Source organism: Oceanivirga miroungae, assembly GCF_902505095.1.
Classification (GTDB): domain Bacteria; phylum Fusobacteriota; class Fusobacteriia; order Fusobacteriales; family Leptotrichiaceae; genus Oceanivirga; species Oceanivirga miroungae.
On the sequence record NZ_CABWIB010000001.1, the window covers coordinates 149,015 to 169,705 of the forward strand.

The following is a 20,691-nucleotide window of genomic DNA, read 5'->3' on the forward strand; positions in this document are numbered from 1 at the left end:
AATGAGAAATAAGATATTAAACATCAATAAGCTTATAAGCTATAAAACATTTATTGTAAAAAGGTATATAATATTAAATGAAAATATAAGAAAAATTGCAATAAACGAAATAAGAATAAATGAATACCTAATTGAAAATCAATTTAACTATTCACCTAAAATGATAAAAGTGTTAATAAGTAGAAAATATATTGATATATATTTTGAAAAAATAAATACTACAAAATTAAATAGAAAGCCTTTGATAAAAAAAAGGCTTTCTCATATTTTAAAAAAGTTACATAGTATAAATGTATGTCATAATGATTTAAATTTATCAAATATACTAAGTGATGGCAAAAATATTTATTTAATTGATTTTGCTCTAGCTAGTATATCTAGTGAATACGATTACGACTATATTAAGTTAAAAAAAATAGAAAGTTGGATTGATAATGGGACTATATTCTAAAAAAGAACTGATTATAAAAAGTAGAAAAGAATTATTAAATATTGCTTTTAATGAAAAGTTAGTAGATATTATTACATCTGATGAGTTAAGTAAAAAAGAACTTATAAATCTGATATTAAAGTATAGAAAAGATAATACGATATATAAGCTTTATCAATATAATGAGATTTCTTTTTTTAGATTACAAGAAGTATTAGATGAAAAATTATCAAAATTTAGTATAACAAAAAATGATATTGAAATAGTTAGAAGTATAAGAATATACGAAAATACTAAATATATGGAAAATGATAATTACTATATTTTAATTGATAAACAATTAGAAATAGATACAAGTATAGTTTTATTAACTGGAAATAATAGATATATTTATGGAATTATAAATTTAGAATTAGACACTAAATATATTGATATAAGATATCACAGATATAGTATTTCATATATAATAAATAGAATAGATGATAATTTTAAAAATAACGAAAAAATGCATTTAGTTTTTTTTGATAATTTTGGAGTTGAGTTAATATATAAAATATATAATAACATTCATATAGAAACTATTCCAGAAAGAATAAATTGTTATGAAGAAAATATAATAGAGTTTAGTTATCAGAAACTAGAAAAAACAAAAAATTCTTGCCCAGTTTTAATTTTAGAAAATAAAGTTACTACTAAATATTTTTCTGAAAATTTCATGATATATATAGAAAAAATAGAAAAAGATACTATAAAATACATATATTCAAAAAAAGCTTTAGTTAAAATAAAAAGCAAGGGCTATAAATTAAATAATACAGTAATACTAGATATAAATTATTTACTTGAAAATAAAGAAGAATATATAAAAATTTATGATGAAATTTTAAATTTTAGGCTTATAAAAAAAGAAGAGATACTAGAAAAGTTTTTTGAATACATCAAAGAAAAGATAATAAGCTATAGTAAAAAAATGTATAAGAACTTTAATTTGATAGGTATAGATTATGAGAAAGAGGATTTGAAAAAGCTAGATATTAAAAATATCTTAAATTATAGTATTTTAAAAAATATAAAAGATAGTATAAAACCATATTTAGTAATAAATACAACTAATAATATGCTAGAGATTTCTATAAATAAATATAAAAAAGTAGAAAAAGAAATTAACTACGAATTTAATATATTAACTAATATTGTATATAAAAAGCAGCTATCAAAAATAAAAATAATAAATAGAATATTTATGTATTTAAAGTATAGAATCTGTGATATTAAATATTTAAATTATAGTAAAAAAGAGATTATCAATAAGATAAATAAAAATGAATATAAAAATATTATAGAAGAAATTGAAAAAAATTATGAGATTCTAGAAGAAAAATTTATTACAGATTACATAAAATATAAAACTGAAATAAATGATATGTATATAAAAAGCTATAAAAATCATCTTATTTTATTTGAAATAAGTGAGTATATATTTGAAAACTATATAAATTCTATAAAAAAAGACTTTAGTTTAAATGAAATATTAGAAACTTTAAATATACATGAACTAGAAGTAAATGATTTTACTATTACAAATAATGATATAGAGATGATTTTTTTAGTGGAGATGTATTATTTAATATATACATATTTTAATAATATAGATATGATAGAAATATTAAAAAATTATCAAGGAATAAATATAGGTGGTAGGATTATAAAAATTGACGTTTTTTATAATCTTTTAAAAGAATATATACCTGGTAGACTAATTAGTTTTGAAAAAGATAATGTTAATTCATATAATTTTTTAATTGATATTGCATATAAGATGGATATGGATATAAATTTTGGTAGAGTGAAAATCAATAGCAAAGTAATGAGAAAAAAAGAAAATATTTCTATATACATAAAAGATTTTAAAAAAGAATATAAATTAGTATTAAATACAGACAAAAAAGATAAGAGCTACATAGATAGATTAGAAAGTGTTAATAATTTAGATATAAAAATAGTATATGAAGATGAGAATAATGAAAAAGTATTTACTTATCATATTGAAAAGGATTTTATTGAAAAAGATGAGATAAAATCAGAGTTTTCTCAAGAACAATTAAATGATATAGATAATAATATATTAAGAATATTTATGCAGCTAGACGATAAAATAAAAATATCATATATATTAAGAAAAGACGATCAAATATATGTATCTAAAAAAACGTATTTTATTGATATTTATTAAACTTGCAATAGGTAAAAAAAACCATTAAAATAAAAAAAAGAAAAAAAGTTAGAGAGATATATTATGATAAGAAAAATTTTAATTGCACCAGATTCTTTTAAAGATTCAATGAGTGCTAAAACTGTATGCGATACTATAGAAAAAGCAATACTAGAAGTAGATTCTAAGTATATTATAGAAAAAGTAGCTATGGCAGATGGAGGAGAAGGAACAATTGAATCCTTAAAACAAAATTTAAATGGGAAAATAGTTAAATTAAATGTTAAAGGGCCTCTTTTAGAAAATGTAGAAGCTGAATATATTTTAGATGAAAAATCTAAAACAGCTTTTATTGAAATGGCTAGTGCTAGTGGATTAGAGTTAGTTCCTATAGATAAAAGAAATCCATATTACACTAGTTCTTATGGAACAGGAGAACTTATTTTACATGCTGTAAATAAAGGTGCAAAAAATATAATAATAGCTATTGGAGGAAGTGCAACTGTAGATGCAGGTGTAGGGATGCTAATGGCTTTAGGAGCTAAAATACTAGATAAAGATAAAAAGAGTATTAAATTAGGAGGAAAGTATCTAAGCGATATAGAAAGTATAGATATTAGTGCTATACCAGATATAAATATTACAGTAGCACGTGATGTAGAAAATACTTTAACAGGAATAAATGGTGCTAGTTATGTTTTTGGACCACAAAAAGGTGCAAAACCAGAAATGTTAGAAATGTTAGATAATAATTTAAAACATTTTGCTAAAATAGTAAGAAAGCAACATAAAAAAGAAGTAGAAAATATAAAAGGAGCAGGGGCAGCTGGTGGTTTAGGTGCAGCTTTACTACTAATAGGAGCAAAACTTGAAAAAGGCATAGATATTGTAATGAAGTTAAATAAACTAGAGGAAAAAATTATTAAATCGGATTTAATAATAACAGGAGAAGGTAAACTAGATAGTCAAACAATACTAGGTAAAACTTGCTATGGAGTTGCAAAACTATCTAAAAAACACAATAAGCCAGTAATTGCATTTTCAGGTATTTTATCAGAAGATAGTGAAATTTTATCTAATTATGGAATAGATGCAATGTTTAGTATAGTAAATAGTGTAGAAAGTTTAGAAAATGCACTTAATAATGCTGATAAAAATCTATATAAAACAGTTAAAAATGTATTTAGGTTGATAGGCATTAAAGAATAAACTAGAAAAAAATATATCACGTTATTTAGATTGTAAGCCTTGTAATTACAGCGTTATGTGATATTTTTGTTTGGAAACTCGGGTTATATATATAAAAAATAGAGATAAGCTAAAGAGGATTCTTTAAACTTATCTCACAAATTTACTTAATATTCATATTCCAAAGTGTAAATGCGTAAATGTCAGTATATTGTTCTATTAATTTAGAAATAGGAGTACCTGCACCATGGCCTGCATTTTTTTCTATTCTAATTAATAGTGGGTTTTTGTTTTCAATATTTTCTTGTAAATTAGCTGCAAATTTAAAACTATGTGCGGGAACAACTCTGTCATCATGATCTGATGTAGTTATTAGTGTTGCAGGGTAATTAGTATAATTTTTAACATTATGTACAGGAGAATAAGCTTTTAGATATTCATACATTTTCTTATTATCATCACTTGTACCGTAGTCGTAAGCCCAACCAGCCCCAGCTGTAAATTTATGGTATCTTAACATATCTAATACACCAACAGCAGGTAGTGCTACTTTAAATAAATTTGGTTCTTGTAGCATAGTTGCTCCAACTAGTAAACCACCATTAGATCCACCTCTAATAGCTAAAAAATTGCTACTAGTATAATTTTTTTTAATTAAGTATTTTGCGGCATATATAAAGTCGTCAAAAACATTTTGTTTGTTTAATTTTATACCAGCTAGGTGCCAGTTTTTACCGTATTCTCCACCACCACGAAGATTAGCTACGGCATAGATATATCCTTTTTTTAGCCAAGCAGCTATAAATGGACTGAAACTAGGATTAAGGCTAATATTAAATCCACCATATCCATATAAGATGGTAGGATTAGAAGAATCAAGTTTTATTCCCTTCTTGTATGTAATAATTAAAGGTATTTTTGTTTTGTCTTTTGATTCATAAAATACTTGTTCGCTAATATATTCATCTTCATTAAAGTTTAAATTAGGTTTCCACCATAAATCATAATCTAGTGTCTCTAAATTAAGTTTATAAATTCTTGAAGCAGTAGTATAATTTTGGAAACTAAAGTATGTATAAAGGCTATCTTTTTTTGCAAAAAAACCAAGCATAGTTCCCTTTTTATCTAGCTTTATCTCTTTTATAATATTTCCCTTGTAGTCATAACAAACTATGTAAGAAAGTGCATCTTTTGTATAATTAGCAAAGAAATATTTTGATGCTGTAGTTACATTTAATTTATTTTCAGACTCAGCTATAACAGTTTCCCATTTAGTATATGTAGGCTCACTTATTTTAGCTTTTACTAGTTTTGAGTTAGCTGCCATATAGTTAGTTAAAAGGTATAAATACTCATTATCGCTATCTATTAATTCTATATCATAATCATATGTATCAATTAGTTCTATAACCGAATTATCTATTAAATTTTTTAGATATAGCTTATTACCAGATGTTGAGTTAGCTGAAGATATAAGTAAAAAATTAGTATTTTTAATTAGACTTGCAGATACATATCTGTGTTTAGTATTATCATCTGGAAATATTAACTTATCTTCTTTTTTACTGGTATTTAATTTATGATAATAAACTCTATGCTCGTCTGTTTTTTCTGATAACTCACTTTTTTTAGGTTTTTCATAAGTTGAATAGAAAAATCCATCGTTATTATCCCATGAAATATTAGAGAATTTAATGTCATCTAGTTCTTCTATAATTTTTTTTGTTTTTGTATCCATTACATATATTTTTTGCCAATCAGAACCCGCAAGAGATACAGAAAAAGCTAAGAAATTACCATTTTCACTAAATTCTAGTAGTGATATAGAGTTAGTACCATCAGATGATAAAGTGTTAGGATCTATAAAAAGTTCTTCTTTATTATCATCATTATGTACTCTATATAGTAATGATTGATTTTGAAGTCCATCATTTTTAAAATAGTAAGTATAATCACCTGATGTAAAAGGAATTGACCTTTTTTCATAGTTTATAAGGCTTCTAATTTCTTCTTTAATTTCTTCTCTATAAGGTATCTTACTTAAATAATTGTATGTTAAATCATTTTGGCTATCTATCCAATCTTTAGTGTCTATACTTTTATCATCTTCTAGCCATTGATAGTTATCAATTACGGAATCACCAAAGTAATTATCGATCACTTCAACTTTTTTTGTATTTGGGTATTTAATCATTTTTTCTCCTTTTTTTGATTTAATTTAAGATATATTTGTAGGACATATTTACTTAAATCTTTTTCTACTAGCTTATTTAAAGCTAATTTAGGGTTAAATGGATGAGATATTTCTAAGCTTTCAAGGTATTTTAATTTTTCATCAATTATTGATATATCAAAATCCAGCTGATTTTTAATTACTTGCGTTCTAACAAGATTTAGTATTAGAAAATATCTGTATAAAGTTAAGTTATATACTTCAGTTTGATTACTTTCTTTTAATAATCTTAATTTTTCGTCGTAAAGATCAACCATAGATGTTTTACTTAATGTAAAAGGACTATTTACATAACTTCCAGTTCTTTGGACATAGTAGTATAAAGGTTCGTTATAGTAGGCTATTTTACCAGCTTTTAAATATAGCTTGTATGTTGTGTAAATATCCTCAACAAATTTTCCTAAGGGGTATCTAATATCACTGTAAAGTTCTTTTTTTGTTAAAGATGCCCATACAGTAGTAAAAGAAACTGTTTTTTTAGAATAACTGAATATATTTTTTAATGCCTTATCTTTTTCTAGTATTCTTGTTTTAAAAGGCATTATATTCTTTATTTTAATGTTTCTATAATTTTTTTCAAAAATATAGTCAAACTTACATACCGAAATATCAGCATTATTTTCTTTTAACACCTTATATAGCTTTTCTATATATGTTAAATCAACATAGTCATCAGAATCAACAAGTGCAATGTACTCTCCAGTAGCTTTATCTAGACCGAAGTTTCTAGCGGCACTAACACCACCATTTTCATTATGAAAAACTATAACTCTGCTGTCATTTTTTGCATATTCATCTGCAATTTTTCCGGATTTATCTGTACTTCCATCATCTATTAGAAGTATTTCTAAATTTTTGTAAGTTTGATTAACGATGCTATCTAAACATTTTCTTAAGTAGTTTTCTACATTGTATATAGGTATAATAATGCTTATTTTTTCGTTCATAAAATCCCCTTCTTTTAATTTGTTTTTCTTGTATTTTATCACAAAGGTATTTAGTTTACAAATAAAAATGCCCTATTGCTAGAGCATTTAAAATATATTATCTATTTTTTCATGTCAATTACTAAACGACCTGTTATAGTACCTTTTTCCATTCTATCAAAGATTTCATAAGCATCATCTATAGGTCTAGTTTCTACAACTGGAACAACTAATCCTTCAGCACCAAATTGGAATGCTTCTTCTAGGTCTTTTCTAGTTCCAACTAATGATCCTATTATTTCTATACCGTCTAATACACATTTAACTATAGAAACGTCCATTGTTTCACTAGGTAATCCAACTGCAACAACTTTACCAGCTGCTCTTACTGAATCTATAGCATTATTGAATGCTACTTTAGAAACTGCTGTAACTACTGCTGAGTGAGCCCCTCCAACATTTTCTTGTATCCATTTAGGAGCGTCTACATTTTTAGCGTTTAATACAACATCTGCACCAACTTTTTTAGCTAAATCAAGCTTATCATCATTTATATCTATTGCTATAACATGAGCACCAAATACTTTTTTAGCATATTGAACTGCTAAGTTTCCAAGTCCACCTGCACCGTATAAAGCAATCCATTGACCAGGTTTTAGGTTAGCTGCTTTTATAGCTGCATAAGTAGTAACTCCTGCACATGTAATTGAACTTGCTTGTGCTGGGTCTAATCCTTCTGGAACTTTTACTGCATAATCAGCTGTAACTATACATTCTTGTGCCATACCACCATCAACTGAGTATCCTGCATTTTTAACTTTTCTACATAAAGTTTCACGACCTGTATTACAATATTCACAAGATCCACATCCTTCAAAGAACCATGCTATAGAAACTCTATCTCCTATTTTTAATGATTTAACACCAGGACCTAATTCTTTAACTACTCCTATTCCTTCGTGCCCTAATACTCTACCAGCTACATTTCCAAAATCACTTTTAGCAACGTGTAAGTCAGTATGACAAACACCACAAAATTCAACATCAACTAATGCTTCACCATATTCTAATGGTCTTACTGTTTTTTCAGTAACTTCAATACCTGTTCCTTCTTTGTTTACAACAACTGCTCTCATAAAATTATCCCCCTATTCAATTAGTTATTTTTTTAACTAATCAATTCTACCCCTATTTTTACTGATTGTCAATAGTTTTTTTTGAATCAGGTATAAATTCAGTTATATCATTTGAAAAGGGGTATATTTTTTTGATATAATAAATTTAAGGGGTGATAATATGAAAACAGATATCGAGATAGCAAAAGAAATCAAGTTAGAAAATATTAAAAACATAGCATATAAGCTAGGAATATTTGATGATGAGTTAGAAGAATATGGTAAATATAAGGCAAAAATAGATTTATCAATTCTAAAAAGATTAGAAACAAAAGCTAATGGGCATTTAGTTTTAGTAACAGCAGTTACACCAACTAAAAAAGGTGAAGGAAAATCAACAGTTACAATCGGACTAACTCAGGCATTTAATAAGTTAGATATTAGTTCTATTGCCGCTTTAAGAGAACCGAGTATGGGACCTGTTTTTGGTCTAAAAGGGGGAGCGGCTGGCGGTGGATATAGCCAAGTGTTACCTATGGAAGATATTAACTTACATTTTACTGGAGATTTTCATGCAATAACAGCAGCAACAAATTTAATTTCAGCCTGTGTGGATAACCATATTTACTGGGGAAATGAATTAAATATAGACAAAGAAAATATATATATAAAAAGAGTAATAGATACAAATGATAGGGCATTACGAAGAATACAATTAGATGGTTTAAAATACGAAAGATCTGCATCATTTCAAATAACGGTAGCTAGTGAAATAATGGCAATATTATGTTTAGCTACTTCTATAAAAGATTTAAAAAATAGAATATCAAAAATAGTAGTTGCCAAAAATTTAGATGGTGGTATTGTAAGAGTAGAAGACTTAAAAATACAAGGTGCGGTTTCTGCAATATTAAAAGATGCAATAAAACCAAATATTGTTCAAACTACAGAAAATACACCTGCGATTATACACGGAGGACCTTTTGCAAATATAGCACATGGATGTAATTCAATAATTGCAACTAAACTTGCTTTAAAATTATGTGATTATACAATAACAGAAGCTGGATTTGCAGCAGATTTAGGAGCTGAAAAGTTTTTTGATATTACTTGTAGAAAAGCAGGTGTTACGCCTGATATAGCTGTATTAGTAGTTACAACAAGAGCATTAAAAGAAAACGGTATGGAAAATTTAGGAGTTCATATAGAGAACTTAAAGAAATTTAATATACCTGTAGTTATAGCTATAAACGAATTTGAGGGTGATACAAAAGAAGACTTTGATAATATAAGAGAATATGCAAAACAATATGACGTAGATGTGAAAATAAGTCAAGGCTTTTCTAAAGGTGGTATAGGTTGTGTTGATTTAGCTAACAAGATAAAAGAAATATGTGATAAAAAAGATAATGAAGAACATATTGAAATTGAAGATAAAAATGTTGAAAACTTTAATTTCCTGTATGACTTAGATTTAACAGTTGAAGAAAAAATTGAAAAGTTAGCAAAAGAAATATATCGTGCAAAAGATGTAGAATATACAAATGAAGCAAAAGAAAAATTAGAGTTTTTCAAAGATAAAGGAATAGATAAAATGCCTATTTGTATGTCTAAAACCCCATTATCTATAACAGATAATCCTGAAATTAAAGGTAGACCAGGGGAATATACATTTAAGATAAGTGATATAAGACCATCATTTGGAGCAGATTTTCTTGTTGTAATGTCAGGAAATGTTTTAGATATGCCAGGACTTCCTAAAGTGCCAGCAGCAGAGAATATAGACATAACTGATGAAGGAGAAATAATAGGTTTATTTTAATAAAAATTGGAGGAAAATGAAAAAAATAGTAAAAAGAGTACTTTTTAGTAGACACGGTATAAGATACCCTCTATTTAAAAACGAAAAGATGATAGAAAAGTATGGAAAAGATATAGTTGACTGGGATTTTGATAAAAAAGAAATGGGAGTATTAACTAAAAAGGGAATGTTAATTGAAAACTTATTTGGTCAAAACCTAAGAGATATCATGCAAATAAATGATAATGATGATATTAAATTCTATTGTAATACAACAGAAAGAACTTATACAACATCAAGAGCGTTATCACTTGCAATGACACCATATAAAGAACAAAAAATAAATAGAGCAGCAAATGATTTTAAAAGCTTGGATAAAAGGTTTAATACTTTAGTATTTGATGAAAATTTATTAAATCATGAATTAATAAAAGAGATTGACAAATCTTTAATGCCTGTTTATGAAAGAATAGAAAAACTTTATGACCTTAAAGATGGGACATTAAAAAATAATTCTACTAAATTATCTGTTGATAAAAGGGGATATATAGTAGTAAAAGGAGCTTTAATGGAAGCAACAGACTTAGCTGATGTTGCAGTTTTAAAATACTATGAAGGAGTAGATTTAGATAAAATATTTAAAATAGAAGTAGAAGATGTTGTAGATGAAATAAAGTACATATCAATAGCAAAAGATATGTTTTTAGATGCTATTTTTGCTGATAGAAGATATATTGAATCTTCAGACGATAATGTATACAAGATGTTATTAGAAGAACTAAATAGTGGTGATAGATTAACTTGTCTTGTAGGGCATGATTCAAATATTGCAACAATTACAAAAATGTTTAATGTAGATTTAAGAATAGATAGTAGATGTATGATAGAAAAATATCCGATAGGAGCAAAACTATTATTTAATATATATGATGACAATACATATGAAATGCTATATATTTTCTATCATTATGAAGATATTAGAAATATAGGTTTTAATAAACCAATTATAAAAAGATTAAAAGTTGGAGAATTAGATGAAAAAAATAATTTTAGCAACAACTAATAAAGGTAAATTAGCTGAATTTAATGAATTAGTAAAAGGGCTTGGTGTAGAATTCATTTTACCAGTAATGCCTGAAATAGAAGAAGATGGTCTTACATTTTCTGAAAATGCACTAAAAAAAGCAAGTGTAGTAGCAAAGTTAAATAATATGACAACATTATCAGATGATTCTGGCTTATGTGTAGAAGCTTTAGATAATGGACCAGGAATATATACAGCTAGATATAAAAGTGAGTTAGGTTCTTATGAAAATAGACAAAAGGCTTTAATAGAAGAGTTAAATAGTAAAAACAAGGAAAATAGAAAAGCTAAGTTTGTATGTGTTTTATGTTTATGCGAACCAAATGGAGAATATATGACATTTGAAGGAATTGTAGAAGGTGAAATAACAGAAAAAATAGAAGGTACAAACGGGCATGGATATGATCCAATCTTTTACAATAAAGAAATTGGAAAAAGTTTTGGAAATGCAACAGAGAAAGAAAAAAATACAGTAAGTCATAGAGCAAAAGCTTTTGAAAAATTTAAAAAGTATCTAAAGACTGAGATGGGTATAAATGAGTAAATATAATCTTTTATTTTCTTCATTAGAAGATATTAAATTAAAGTCTATGACAAAGGCTAATATTAAAAATCTAAAAAAACTAGGTATAAATAGTCTATATGATTTATTTTACTATTTCCCAAAATCTTATGAAAATAGTGCTGTTTATAAAAAAATAATAGATCTTAGAAATAATGATTCTGCTATTGTAAAAGGTAAAATAATATCAGTAAATAGAAAGTATCTTTTTAATAAAAAACTAATGGTTACAATGAATTTAGTAGATGATACTGGCATATTAGAACTTATTTGGTTTAATAATAAATATATATTTTCAAGCATAAAAGTAGGCGATGAAATTATAGTAAGTTCAAAGGCAAAGGTAAGTAGTAGAATACAAATGGTAAATCCTAGTTACAAAAAGACAAAAGATGAGAGCATACTAAATAAAAAAATGAGTTTAGAACCAATTTATCCACTAACTAAGGGAATAAATCAAAATAAATTAAGAAGCCTTATAAAAGATTCAATAGATAAGTTTGGTTATTTACTTCAAGAAAATATACCACTAGATTTTTTGTATGATAATAAAATAATATCAAGAAATAAAGCAATAACAAATATACATTTTCCTGAAAATGATGATTTATTAAATTTATCAATAAGAAGATTTACTTATGAAGAAATTATAGTTTTAGAGGCTAATATACTAAAAAATAAGTTTTTAGTAAATAAAAACAATAAAAAGCTATATTTCACAGAGGATAATAAAAAATTAGTAAAAGAGTATTTAGCTAGTTTAAGTTTTGAACTAACAAATGCGCAAAAAAAAGTAATTACAACTATATATAAGGAAATAAGAAATGGTAAGATAATAAATAGACTTATACAAGGTGATGTTGGAAGTGGGAAAACTATTGTAGCCCTTATTATGATGCTATATATGGCTGAAAATAACTATCAAACATGTATGATGGCACCAACAGAAATACTAGCTATTCAACACTATAATAATATTATAAACGAATTTTTAAAGTTAAATATAAGAGTAGAGCTTTTAACAAGTTCAACTAAATCAAAAAAAAGAAAAGAAATTTTAAATGATTTAAAAGATGGTAAAATTGATATTTTAATAGGAACGCATTCTTTAATTAATGATGATATAGTTTTTTCTAATCTAGCACTAACTATAATAGACGAACAACATAGATTTGGGGTTGAGCAAAGAAATAAGCTAAGAGAAAAATCTCAAATATCAAATGTAATATATATGAGTGCAACTCCTATACCAAGATCACTTGCTCTAACTATATATGGAGATTTAGATGTTAGTATTATAGATGAATTACCATCTGGAAGAAAAAAAATAAAAACAAAATACATTAAAGATGAAGAAGATATATTAAAAATGAATAAATTTTGCAAAACTAAGTTAAAAGAAGGAACTCAAATGTATGTGGTTGCTCCACTAATTGAAAAAAGTGAAAAACTAGCTGCAAAGTCAAGTGAGGAAATATTTGAAGAAATAAAAGAAGATTTTCCAGAATTTAAAGTAGCACTATTACATGGTAAAATAAAAAATAGTGAAAAGGATGAGATAATAAATGCTTTTAAGGATAAAAAATATGATATTTTAGTATCAACTAGTGTAATTGAAGTTGGAATAAATATCCCAAATGCAAATATTATGATAATAAAAAGTGCAGAAAGATTTGGACTCTCTTCACTTCATCAATTAAGAGGTCGTGTTGGAAGATCAAATCAAAATGGATATTGTTTCCTAGAAGCTACTAATAATAATGAAATAACAGAAAAAAGATTATCTATATTAGAAAAAACAACAGATGGATTTGTAATTTCTGAAGAAGATTTAAAGTTAAGAAATTCTGGTGAGATATTTGGGACAAGACAAAGTGGAATTTCTGATTTAGTGTTATTAGACATTGTTGAAAATATTAAAGAAATTACTGAAGTTAAAGATTTTATACAAAAGTATTTAGAAGAAAAAAATGGAAATATTGAAAATGAATATCTTTTATTTGATATGGAATATAAGAAGAATAAAAAAGAAGGCTAGTAACCTTCTTATTTTATTATTCATTTAAAAGATTAAATTTATCAAATAAGTAGAATAGTAAACTTATAATCATTGCAACTATTGATGCTAGAACCATTCCTTTTAACTCTATTCCAAAGATATTTACTGTAAGTCCACTAAGTCCTGCTACAAAGACTACTGAAGTTAGTATTAAGTTACTTGATTTATTATAATCGACTTTTTTCTCAACTAATAATCTAATACCAGAAGTCCCTATCATACCGTATAATAAGAATGTAACCCCTCCTATTACATTTCCTGGTATTGAGTTGATAAGTGCTGCAAATGGGCCTATAAATGCCATTAGAATCGATATAACGGCAGCTCCCGCTATAACTCTAACACTATATACCTTTGTTATTGCCATTACCCCTATATTTTCACCATAAGTTGTTGTAGGAACTCCTCCAAAAAAACCACTTAAAGCTGTTGAGAAGTTATCTGCAAATAATGTTTTATGTAATCCTGGATCTTCTAATAAATTAACTCCTACAATGCTACTTGTAACCGCTTGGTGGCTTACATGTTCACTTAAAATTACGAATATAACGGGAAGTATTGTAAGTATTGGAATGGCACTAAATTTAGCTAATTGAAATTGTGGTATAGTAAATAAGCTTGCTTGTTTAATTAGTTCAATATCTACCATGCCAAAGTAAATTGATGTTATATAACCTACTATCATAGCTATTAAAATAGGGATAGTAGCAAAGAATTTTCTAAATAATACTGAACCTAGTATTGCTGTTACAAGGGTAACTCCAAATACTATTCTACCTTGAGGATTAGATAAATCAGCTCCTATTTTACCAGGTGTTATAGTTATAAAAGCAAGTTCAAAACCTATTAGAGAAACAACAGCTCCCATAGCTGCAGGTGGTAGTATAATATCTATAAATGATATTCCATATTTTTTTATAATAAATGATAATAAACAACCAACAAGACCTACTATTACAAATCCTCCTAATGCGTAAGGATAACCATAAGCACTATTATTAATAATAAGAGCAGCAGGGCCTAAAAAGGCAAAGCTAGAACCAAGATAAGCTGGTGCTTTTGCTTTTGTTATAAGAATAAATAGTAATGTTCCAATTCCATTCATAAACAGTACGATAGATGGGCTAATTCCAAAAATAATTGGTACTAATACAGAAGCTCCAAACATGGCAAATGTATGTTGCAAACTAAGTGGTAAAAGTTTTCCAAAAGGTACTTTATCTTGAATACCTATGATTTTTCTTTCTTGTTTCATCATTCCTCCTAAATTTTTACAAAAAAAAATAACTAAAATAGTTATTTTAAAATTTTAAATTATAAAATGAAATGTTTTTAATGATATTTTTAGGTTTTAATCTAGTATATTTTTTCATAAAAATCACTCCATTTCTTAATCATTTTTAATATATTAGCAAAAATTTTATTTGATGTCAAATATTTTTTTAAAAATTTTAAATAAATGTAAAGTTATAGTTTTTTGGCTTTGTAAACCCTATATCCTTTATCTTTATTTATACAAACAACTTCATCAAATATATTTAGAAGTTCTTTTTCTGTTGATTTAGCACCATGTTTTGTCATTATAACAACATAAAGGTATGAGTTTTTGTTAAGATGTTCGTAACTTTTTTTATACATTTCAAAAATAGTTTCTTTACCAGCTCTTATTGGAGGATTTAGTAAAATAACATCAAAAGTATCATCTGCATTTGATAAAATATCGCTTTGCACTAAATTAACTTTGTTTTTAATTTTATTTAATTTTATATTTTCAGCCGCTAAGTCAAGAGCTCTATTATTAATATCTAAAAATGTTATTTTTGAATTTTCATAAAATTTAGCAACAATTATACCAACAGCGCCATAAGCACAACCAAAATCTAAAAAAGAAAATTTGTCTAGGTCATTGTATTTTAGAAAAGATTTAATTAAAATTTCAGTACCAGTATCTACATGTGCTTTTGAAAAAACGCCATTATCTGTTATAAATTTAAAATTTATATTATTAAAGTTATATGATATTTCTCTTTTTTTAGATATTACATCTGGATTTTCTGTAAAGTAATGTTCCATAATTCCCCTTATATATTTTTTACCATCAGGTATCTATTTTCGTTATCAAAATATTCATTATCAAGTGTTTCAAAAATTTTAAAGCCAAATTTTTTGTACAATTTAATAGCATTTTCATTATCTTTTGAAACTGTAAGTTCTATTGATTTTATATTTTTATTCTTAAAATCCTCTAGTACAAAATTAATTAATTTTGTCGCAAAACCAAGATGTCTATATTTTAAATTAGTAGAAACCCCATAAAAATATGCAATATTATTTAAAGAATATATAACTTCAACAACAGATATTATATCAGCTTCATTATATATTACATAACAATTTCCATATTTTGCAAAGGGAACTATATTATATTGTCCAACGGCAGCACTTTTAAATATATCTTCTTCATATTTATATATTTTTTCTAATAGATCTCTATCTTTTTTTGCATCTAATTTTTTTATTATATTAGTCATAAATCACCTCTTTTAAATATAGTCCATAAGGACTTACTATTTTTTTTGGAATACTTTCTAATTCTAGGTTTAATCTTTTTCTTATTTTTTCTTCGTCTTCAAATATGCAAGAAGCCATCATAAGTCTTATTTGAGATTTTAAAAATCCACTACCTTCAATTATAGCTATATAGGTATTGTTTTCAATATAGCAGTATGCATTATATATTTCACGAACAAATAAGTTTTGGTCTTTATCAAATTTTGAAAAAGATTTAAAGTTATGTATGCCTATAAAGATAGAAAGATTTTTATTTATTTTTTCTAAATCAAGTTTATTTTTATAGCTTATAGCACTTATATATCTTGCTTCAAAAGGACTTATATCATCAATAAATTTAAATCTGTATTCATAAACTCTTTTTTTTGCGTGAAATCTTGGGTGAAAATCATTAACTTCTTTTATATCGATTACTCTAATTTTACCAAATAAAGAAGAGTTTAGTTGCCTTTTAATAGCTTCTAGTGGTATATTTTTTTTTATTGTAAAACTAGAAACTTGAGCTAGGGCGTGTACATGTCTATCTGTTCTTCCCGATGATATTAGATGAATATCTTCATTAAATACAGATTTTAAAACTTTTTCAATTTCACCTTGAACTGTTATTTTATTTTTTTGCCTTTGCATACCATGAAAGTGACTTCCATCGTATGAATATGTAATTTTTATTTCCATTTATCTACCAAGCCATTCTTTTTAGGGATACCTTTATGTTTTTCTCCATTTTTATTTATATAAAATTTATTTATAGAAAGATCATATAAAGGAAGATCAGATAAAGAATCAGAGTAAAAGCTTAACATTTTATATTCTTTAAATACTTCATTTAATCTATTTACTTTTTCAACTCCTTTACAGTTTTCTCCTATAATATGGTAATTTTTATCGTATCTTGTTGATATTAACACATCAAAACCTAATTTTTTATATATTTTATTTAGTAAAAAATCAGGAGAAGCAGAAATTAAAACTAAATAATCGGCTTCTTTTTTATTTTCTTTTATTTCTTCAAAAAAATATGGAAAGAAAAATTTATCTTGAGACTGCCAGAAATCTTTAATGTCTTTGTCTATATTTTTGTTGTTTTTTATAAATTCAAAAAAAATATTTTTTACATTTTTTAATGAGAATTTATTAAATAGAAAAGATATTTTAATTAAAGATTTAAGTATTAAAAAAATACTCAGAGGGTGTTTTTTTATATAGAAAAATAAAAAAGAAAGGCTTGTTTCTTTTTTGTATATGGTTTTATCAAAATCATAAACTATTATATTTTTCAATTAGATCTTCCTCCATTTCTTTAAAATTTAATTTTTTTAAATTTTTTATAATATCTATTTTATGTGTATTATTTTTAAAAATACTTTTTATCTCATCATCAAAAGGAAGTATTTCCTTTACTAAAAGACGATTTTTAATCTTTTTATTATCGATTTTAGTTAATAATTTTTGTGCGCTAATTAGGATTATAGAGTCTAGAAGTAGATATTTTTTTATACCCATATCTATTAGTCTATTAAAGGCACTAATAGTATCGTTAGTATGTAGTGTTGAAATTACTAAATGACCAGTTAGAGAAGCTCTTATGGCTATGCTAGCTGTTATTTCGTCTCTTATTTCAGATAAAATGATAACATCTGGATCTAACCTTAAAACAGATCTTAATATTTTATTAAAACTGAGTCCTATGTCCTCATTAACTTCAATTTGAGAAATGCTATCCAACTTATTTTCAACGGGATCTTCAATTGAAATTATTTTCCTGTGACTTTCTATCATCTTTGTTAAGGATAATAAGGTGGTTGTTTTACCACTACCTGTGGGACCACATATTAGAATAAGACCGTTTTTTTTGAGTAGGGCTTTTTTTATAATAATTTCATCTTCATGGCTATAACCTAGACTTATTAAATTAGTATCTTCTAAAAGAGAATTAAGTATTCTAATTACTATAAACTCGCCTAGTATACTAGGCATTGAAGATACTCTTAAATCATAATTTTTATAACTTATTCTACCATCTTGTGGCAGCCTTTTTTCAGCAACATTCATCTTAGCTAATATTTTTATTCTTGCTATAATTTGTAATACATTATACTCGTTATCGTCTTGTTTTTCTAGAAGTCCAGCTATTCTATATGAAATATGGCATACACCTTCTTTATCACTTATATGTATATCACTTGCTTTTTTTAAAATAGCTTCATCTATTATACTATTTACTATATCTATTATATTCAATTTTTAACTGTCTTGGGTAAATATATATTAACATATACCAAAGAAAAAAGCCACATTTTAGTGGCTTGACTGTGTATTAACAGCTATATGCAAAATCTTTGCATTAAAAAGTGTATTCAATTGTTTTCTAGCTAGATGTAGATATAAAAAAGGATTCTATCAGAAGCTATTTTAAAGTTGATTCCAAATATATCTTCTTTTTTATGATCTAATAATACCTCGTCTAAAGGTATTACTTTTTCTATATTCTCTAATAGTACATTTTCGTTAAATAGTTTTTCTTTTTTCATTACATTCATTATTCTATTAAACGCTGTTCCTTTATAACATACTATCATAGAACTATAAAAACTCATTGCACCCCCTTTTCTAAAAGATCTATAAATGTGCTAATACGATTAGAAACAAAACTTTTTTGATTATATATACTTTTTTTATCCGAAATTACTAGATGTTTAGTGTTCTTTGATAAAAATAATATATTAGGATTGGTTGATAATAAGGAATATAAATCCTTGTGTAAATTTTTAATTGATAAAATATGCCTATTCTCATTTAACCATTCTCCATATGTAATTATAGAAGAATCGTAGGTTAGAAAAATATTTATAGTAGATTCATCATATTTTGTTAACTTATAAATATCTTTACTAATTGATATTTTAAATTTGTGATTTTTAAAAATTACTGAAATTATCTTAAATAAATATTCTAGTTCGTCAATTTCTAAATCTAAAACGATAATGTTTAAATCCGCATTCTTTTTCTTTCTAACATTAAATTTAATATTTGATTTTAATTTCCTATTATACTTAAATTTAATTAAATTTTTTTGGTTCACGTATTTTATACACCTGAAATTTTCATTTGCTTGCCTTTTGTTTTTAAAAAATATAGTATATTTTTCCTTATTTATCTTAGGACTTGATAAAATTATATTATCAAAAATAGTATTAAATTTATCTTCATCAGAAAGATTATTAAAATTACTTATAGAAAAATTTTTAAATGATGTATATTTAATTTTGAAGCCCTTTTTTGAATTGCATGGTATAATTTTGTGATTTTTTGAATTAAAAGTAGTCAAAATTTCCATGTTTTTCTCAAAAAGGGAGACTAGATCTGTAATTCTAAAATTTACTTTTCTTTTTTCTAATTCCTTTTTTAGTTTAAAAAATATAAATTTGCTACTAATATGCAAATAATTTTTATTTTTTCTATCAAATTCTATAAAGTAGTTTTCGATAGAACTGTAGTTGTTAATGTTTAGGTTAGTCTTTTTCATTTCATTAAAATTATATACAAAAATATATTTTAAATTTTTTTATTTTTCTTATTAAATAGCTATAAAAACCATAAAAACAAGGCTCAAACTTATATAAATCAAAGCTTTATCATGTTTTAATCTATTTTACTAAAAAAAAGCAAAAAAAGCTTGAAAAATAAGGAAATTTAGAAAATATAAAAAAATTCTAAAAAAAGTGTTGACAAAGGCCTTAAATTAGTGTAAAATTGTTTTTGTTCATGAGAAATGTGCCTTGGTGGCGAAATCGGTAGACGCACAGGACTTAAAATCCTGTGGAGCATATCCGTGCCGGTTCAAGTCCGGCCCAAGGTACCATTATCGCGGAGTAGAGCAGCTTGGTAGCTCGTCGGGCTCATAACCCGAAGGTCATTGGTTCAAATCCAGTCTCCGCAACCAAAAAAACACTTTATGCGGGAATAACTCAGTTGGTAGAGTGTCAGCCTTCCAAGCTGAATGTCGCGAGTTCGACCCTCGTTTCCCGCTCCAAAGTGAGCCATTAGCTCAGTCGGTAGAGCACTTGACTTTTAATCAAGGTGTCACTGGTTCGATTCCAGTATGGCTCACCATTTAATTATTATCTTTAAAATAGGTGTGTGCCTGTAGCTCAGTAGGATAGAGCAACAGCCTTCTAAGCTGTGGGCCAGGAGTTCGAATCTCTTCAGGCACGCCATATGGATCCGTAGCTCAGTCTGGTTAGAGCACGCGGCTCATAACCGTGAGGTCACTGGTTCGATCCCAGTCGGATCCACCATAAATATTTTAAGGGCTCTTCGTCTAGTGGTTAGGACATCGGGTTTTCATCCCGGAAACAGGAGTTCAATTCTCCTAGAGCCTACCAAACACTTAATTGTGTTTTTTTTTCAGAAATAAAAGGGTTATTGTCCGAACTGGCTAAGGAACCGGTCTTGAAAACCGGCGAAGGTGTAACAGCCGTCTGGGTTCGAATCCCAGGTAACCCGCCAT

The 20,691-nt window shown here is 26.1% G+C and carries 18 protein-coding genes and 8 tRNA genes; 15 read left to right on the forward strand and 11 right to left on the reverse strand.

Translation table 11 applies throughout. From position 1 onward, the window contains the following. Position 1 precedes the first annotated feature (1 nt). The 3 genes from OMES3154_RS00835 (at position 2) to OMES3154_RS00845 (ending at position 3,851) form a co-directional block, all read left to right on the forward strand. Positions 2-451, forward strand: coding sequence for a lipopolysaccharide kinase InaA family protein (locus OMES3154_RS00835; RefSeq protein WP_231679238.1), 450 nt, complete (start codon positions 2-4; stop codon positions 449-451). After that, complete coding sequence (locus OMES3154_RS00840; protein WP_156682958.1) at positions 435-2,663, forward strand: hypothetical protein; 2,229 nt, start codon at positions 435-437, stop codon at positions 2,661-2,663. The genes OMES3154_RS00835 and OMES3154_RS00840 overlap by 17 nt, the downstream gene beginning before the upstream one ends. 63 nt (positions 2,664-2,726) lie before the next feature. After that, on the forward strand, positions 2,727-3,851 hold the full coding sequence (locus tag OMES3154_RS00845; RefSeq protein ID WP_156682959.1) for a glycerate kinase: 1,125 nt from the start codon (positions 2,727-2,729) through the stop codon (positions 3,849-3,851). 142 nt (positions 3,852-3,993) lie between these two features. On the opposite strand, the gene OMES3154_RS00850 is transcribed toward OMES3154_RS00845, so the two are convergent. From OMES3154_RS00850 to adhP, 3 genes are all read right to left on the reverse strand, one after another. Beyond that, positions 3,994-6,024: a prolyl oligopeptidase family serine peptidase gene (locus OMES3154_RS00850; RefSeq protein WP_156682960.1), complete on the reverse strand. Its 2,031-nt coding sequence runs from the start codon at positions 6,022-6,024 to the stop codon at positions 3,994-3,996. Next, positions 6,021-7,010 carry a glycosyltransferase family 2 protein gene (locus tag OMES3154_RS00855; protein ID WP_156682961.1) on the reverse strand — a complete coding sequence of 330 codons (990 nt, stop codon included), beginning with the start codon at positions 7,008-7,010 and terminating at the stop codon, positions 6,021-6,023. The genes OMES3154_RS00850 and OMES3154_RS00855 overlap by 4 nt, the downstream gene beginning before the upstream one ends. Before the next feature lie 101 nt (positions 7,011-7,111). Next, positions 7,112-8,125: an alcohol dehydrogenase AdhP gene (gene adhP / locus OMES3154_RS00860; RefSeq protein ID WP_156682962.1), complete on the reverse strand. Its 1,014-nt coding sequence runs from the start codon at positions 8,123-8,125 to the stop codon at positions 7,112-7,114. Between the two features lie 160 nt (positions 8,126-8,285). Here adhP and OMES3154_RS00865 point away from each other — a divergent pair, with 160 nt between their 5' ends. The 4 genes from OMES3154_RS00865 to recG are packed head-to-tail and all read left to right on the forward strand — an operon-like array spanning position 8,286 to position 13,589. Beyond that, positions 8,286-9,926 carry a formate--tetrahydrofolate ligase gene (locus OMES3154_RS00865; RefSeq protein ID WP_156682963.1) on the forward strand — a complete coding sequence of 547 codons (1,641 nt, stop codon included), beginning with the start codon at positions 8,286-8,288 and terminating at the stop codon, positions 9,924-9,926. Between the two features lie 16 nt (positions 9,927-9,942). Next, on the forward strand, positions 9,943-10,968 hold the full coding sequence (locus OMES3154_RS00870; protein WP_156682964.1) for a histidine phosphatase family protein: 1,026 nt from the start codon (positions 9,943-9,945) through the stop codon (positions 10,966-10,968). Further along, a complete protein-coding gene (gene rdgB / locus OMES3154_RS00875; RefSeq protein ID WP_156682965.1) occupies positions 10,940-11,533 on the forward strand; it encodes an RdgB/HAM1 family non-canonical purine NTP pyrophosphatase in 594 nt (197 codons plus the stop codon). Before OMES3154_RS00870 ends, rdgB begins: the two co-directional genes overlap by 29 nt. Next, a complete protein-coding gene (gene recG, locus OMES3154_RS00880; RefSeq protein ID WP_156682966.1) occupies positions 11,526-13,589 on the forward strand; it encodes an ATP-dependent DNA helicase RecG in 2,064 nt (687 codons plus the stop codon). Before rdgB ends, recG begins: the two co-directional genes overlap by 8 nt. 16 nt (positions 13,590-13,605) lie before the next feature. Here recG and uraA read toward each other — a convergent pair whose 3' ends face one another. The 8 genes from uraA to OMES3154_RS00920 form a co-directional block, all read right to left on the reverse strand. Then, the gene (gene uraA, locus OMES3154_RS00885) at positions 13,606-14,865 is read right to left on the reverse strand and encodes a uracil permease (protein ID WP_156682967.1); all 1,260 of its coding nucleotides are present in this window, start codon (positions 14,863-14,865) and stop codon (positions 13,606-13,608) included. Between the two features lie 212 nt (positions 14,866-15,077). Continuing rightward, positions 15,078-15,683, reverse strand: coding sequence for a class I SAM-dependent methyltransferase (locus OMES3154_RS00890; protein ID WP_156682968.1), 606 nt, complete (start codon positions 15,681-15,683; stop codon positions 15,078-15,080). 8 nt (positions 15,684-15,691) lie between these two features. Beyond that, positions 15,692-16,141 carry a GNAT family N-acetyltransferase gene (locus OMES3154_RS00895; protein WP_156682969.1) on the reverse strand — a complete coding sequence of 150 codons (450 nt, stop codon included), beginning with the start codon at positions 16,139-16,141 and terminating at the stop codon, positions 15,692-15,694. Continuing rightward, entirely contained in the window at positions 16,134-16,856 is a 723-nt protein-coding gene (truA, locus tag OMES3154_RS00900) for a tRNA pseudouridine(38-40) synthase TruA (protein WP_156682970.1), read from the reverse strand. The genes OMES3154_RS00895 and truA overlap by 8 nt, the downstream gene beginning before the upstream one ends. Further along, the gene (locus tag OMES3154_RS00905; RefSeq protein WP_156682971.1) at positions 16,847-17,461 is read right to left on the reverse strand and encodes an HAD-IB family phosphatase; all 615 of its coding nucleotides are present in this window, start codon (positions 17,459-17,461) and stop codon (positions 16,847-16,849) included. The genes truA and OMES3154_RS00905 overlap by 10 nt, the downstream gene beginning before the upstream one ends. Then, positions 17,439-18,422 (reverse strand): GspE/PulE family protein, encoded by a 984-nt coding sequence (locus OMES3154_RS00910; protein ID WP_156682972.1) that lies wholly within the window; start codon positions 18,420-18,422, stop codon positions 17,439-17,441. The genes OMES3154_RS00905 and OMES3154_RS00910 overlap by 23 nt, the downstream gene beginning before the upstream one ends. 131 nt (positions 18,423-18,553) lie before the next feature. Then, entirely contained in the window at positions 18,554-18,778 is a 225-nt protein-coding gene (locus OMES3154_RS00915) for a hypothetical protein (protein WP_156682973.1), read from the reverse strand. Then, positions 18,775-19,707 carry a hypothetical protein gene (locus OMES3154_RS00920; protein WP_156682974.1) on the reverse strand — a complete coding sequence of 311 codons (933 nt, stop codon included), beginning with the start codon at positions 19,705-19,707 and terminating at the stop codon, positions 18,775-18,777. The genes OMES3154_RS00915 and OMES3154_RS00920 overlap by 4 nt, the downstream gene beginning before the upstream one ends. A gap of 250 nt (positions 19,708-19,957) precedes the next feature. Here OMES3154_RS00920 and OMES3154_RS00925 point away from each other — a divergent pair. The 8 genes from OMES3154_RS00925 (at position 19,958) to OMES3154_RS00960 (ending at position 20,690) form a co-directional block, all read left to right on the forward strand. Further along, positions 19,958-20,043 (forward strand) — tRNA-Leu (locus OMES3154_RS00925). A 4-nt stretch (positions 20,044-20,047) separates the two neighbouring features. Continuing rightward, positions 20,048-20,124: transfer RNA gene (locus OMES3154_RS00930), tRNA-Met, on the forward strand. 14 nt (positions 20,125-20,138) lie between these two features. After that, positions 20,139-20,214 (forward strand) — tRNA-Gly (locus OMES3154_RS00935). 4 nt (positions 20,215-20,218) lie between these two features. Beyond that, positions 20,219-20,294 (forward strand) — tRNA-Lys (locus OMES3154_RS00940). A gap of 27 nt (positions 20,295-20,321) precedes the next feature. Then, positions 20,322-20,398: transfer RNA gene (locus tag OMES3154_RS00945), tRNA-Arg, on the forward strand. Between the two features lie 3 nt (positions 20,399-20,401). Continuing rightward, a tRNA-Met gene (locus OMES3154_RS00950) sits at positions 20,402-20,479 on the forward strand. Between the two features lie 12 nt (positions 20,480-20,491). Beyond that, positions 20,492-20,566: transfer RNA gene (locus OMES3154_RS00955), tRNA-Glu, on the forward strand. A gap of 34 nt (positions 20,567-20,600) precedes the next feature. Then, positions 20,601-20,690, forward strand: a tRNA-Ser gene (locus tag OMES3154_RS00960). Position 20,691 lies beyond the last annotated feature (1 nt).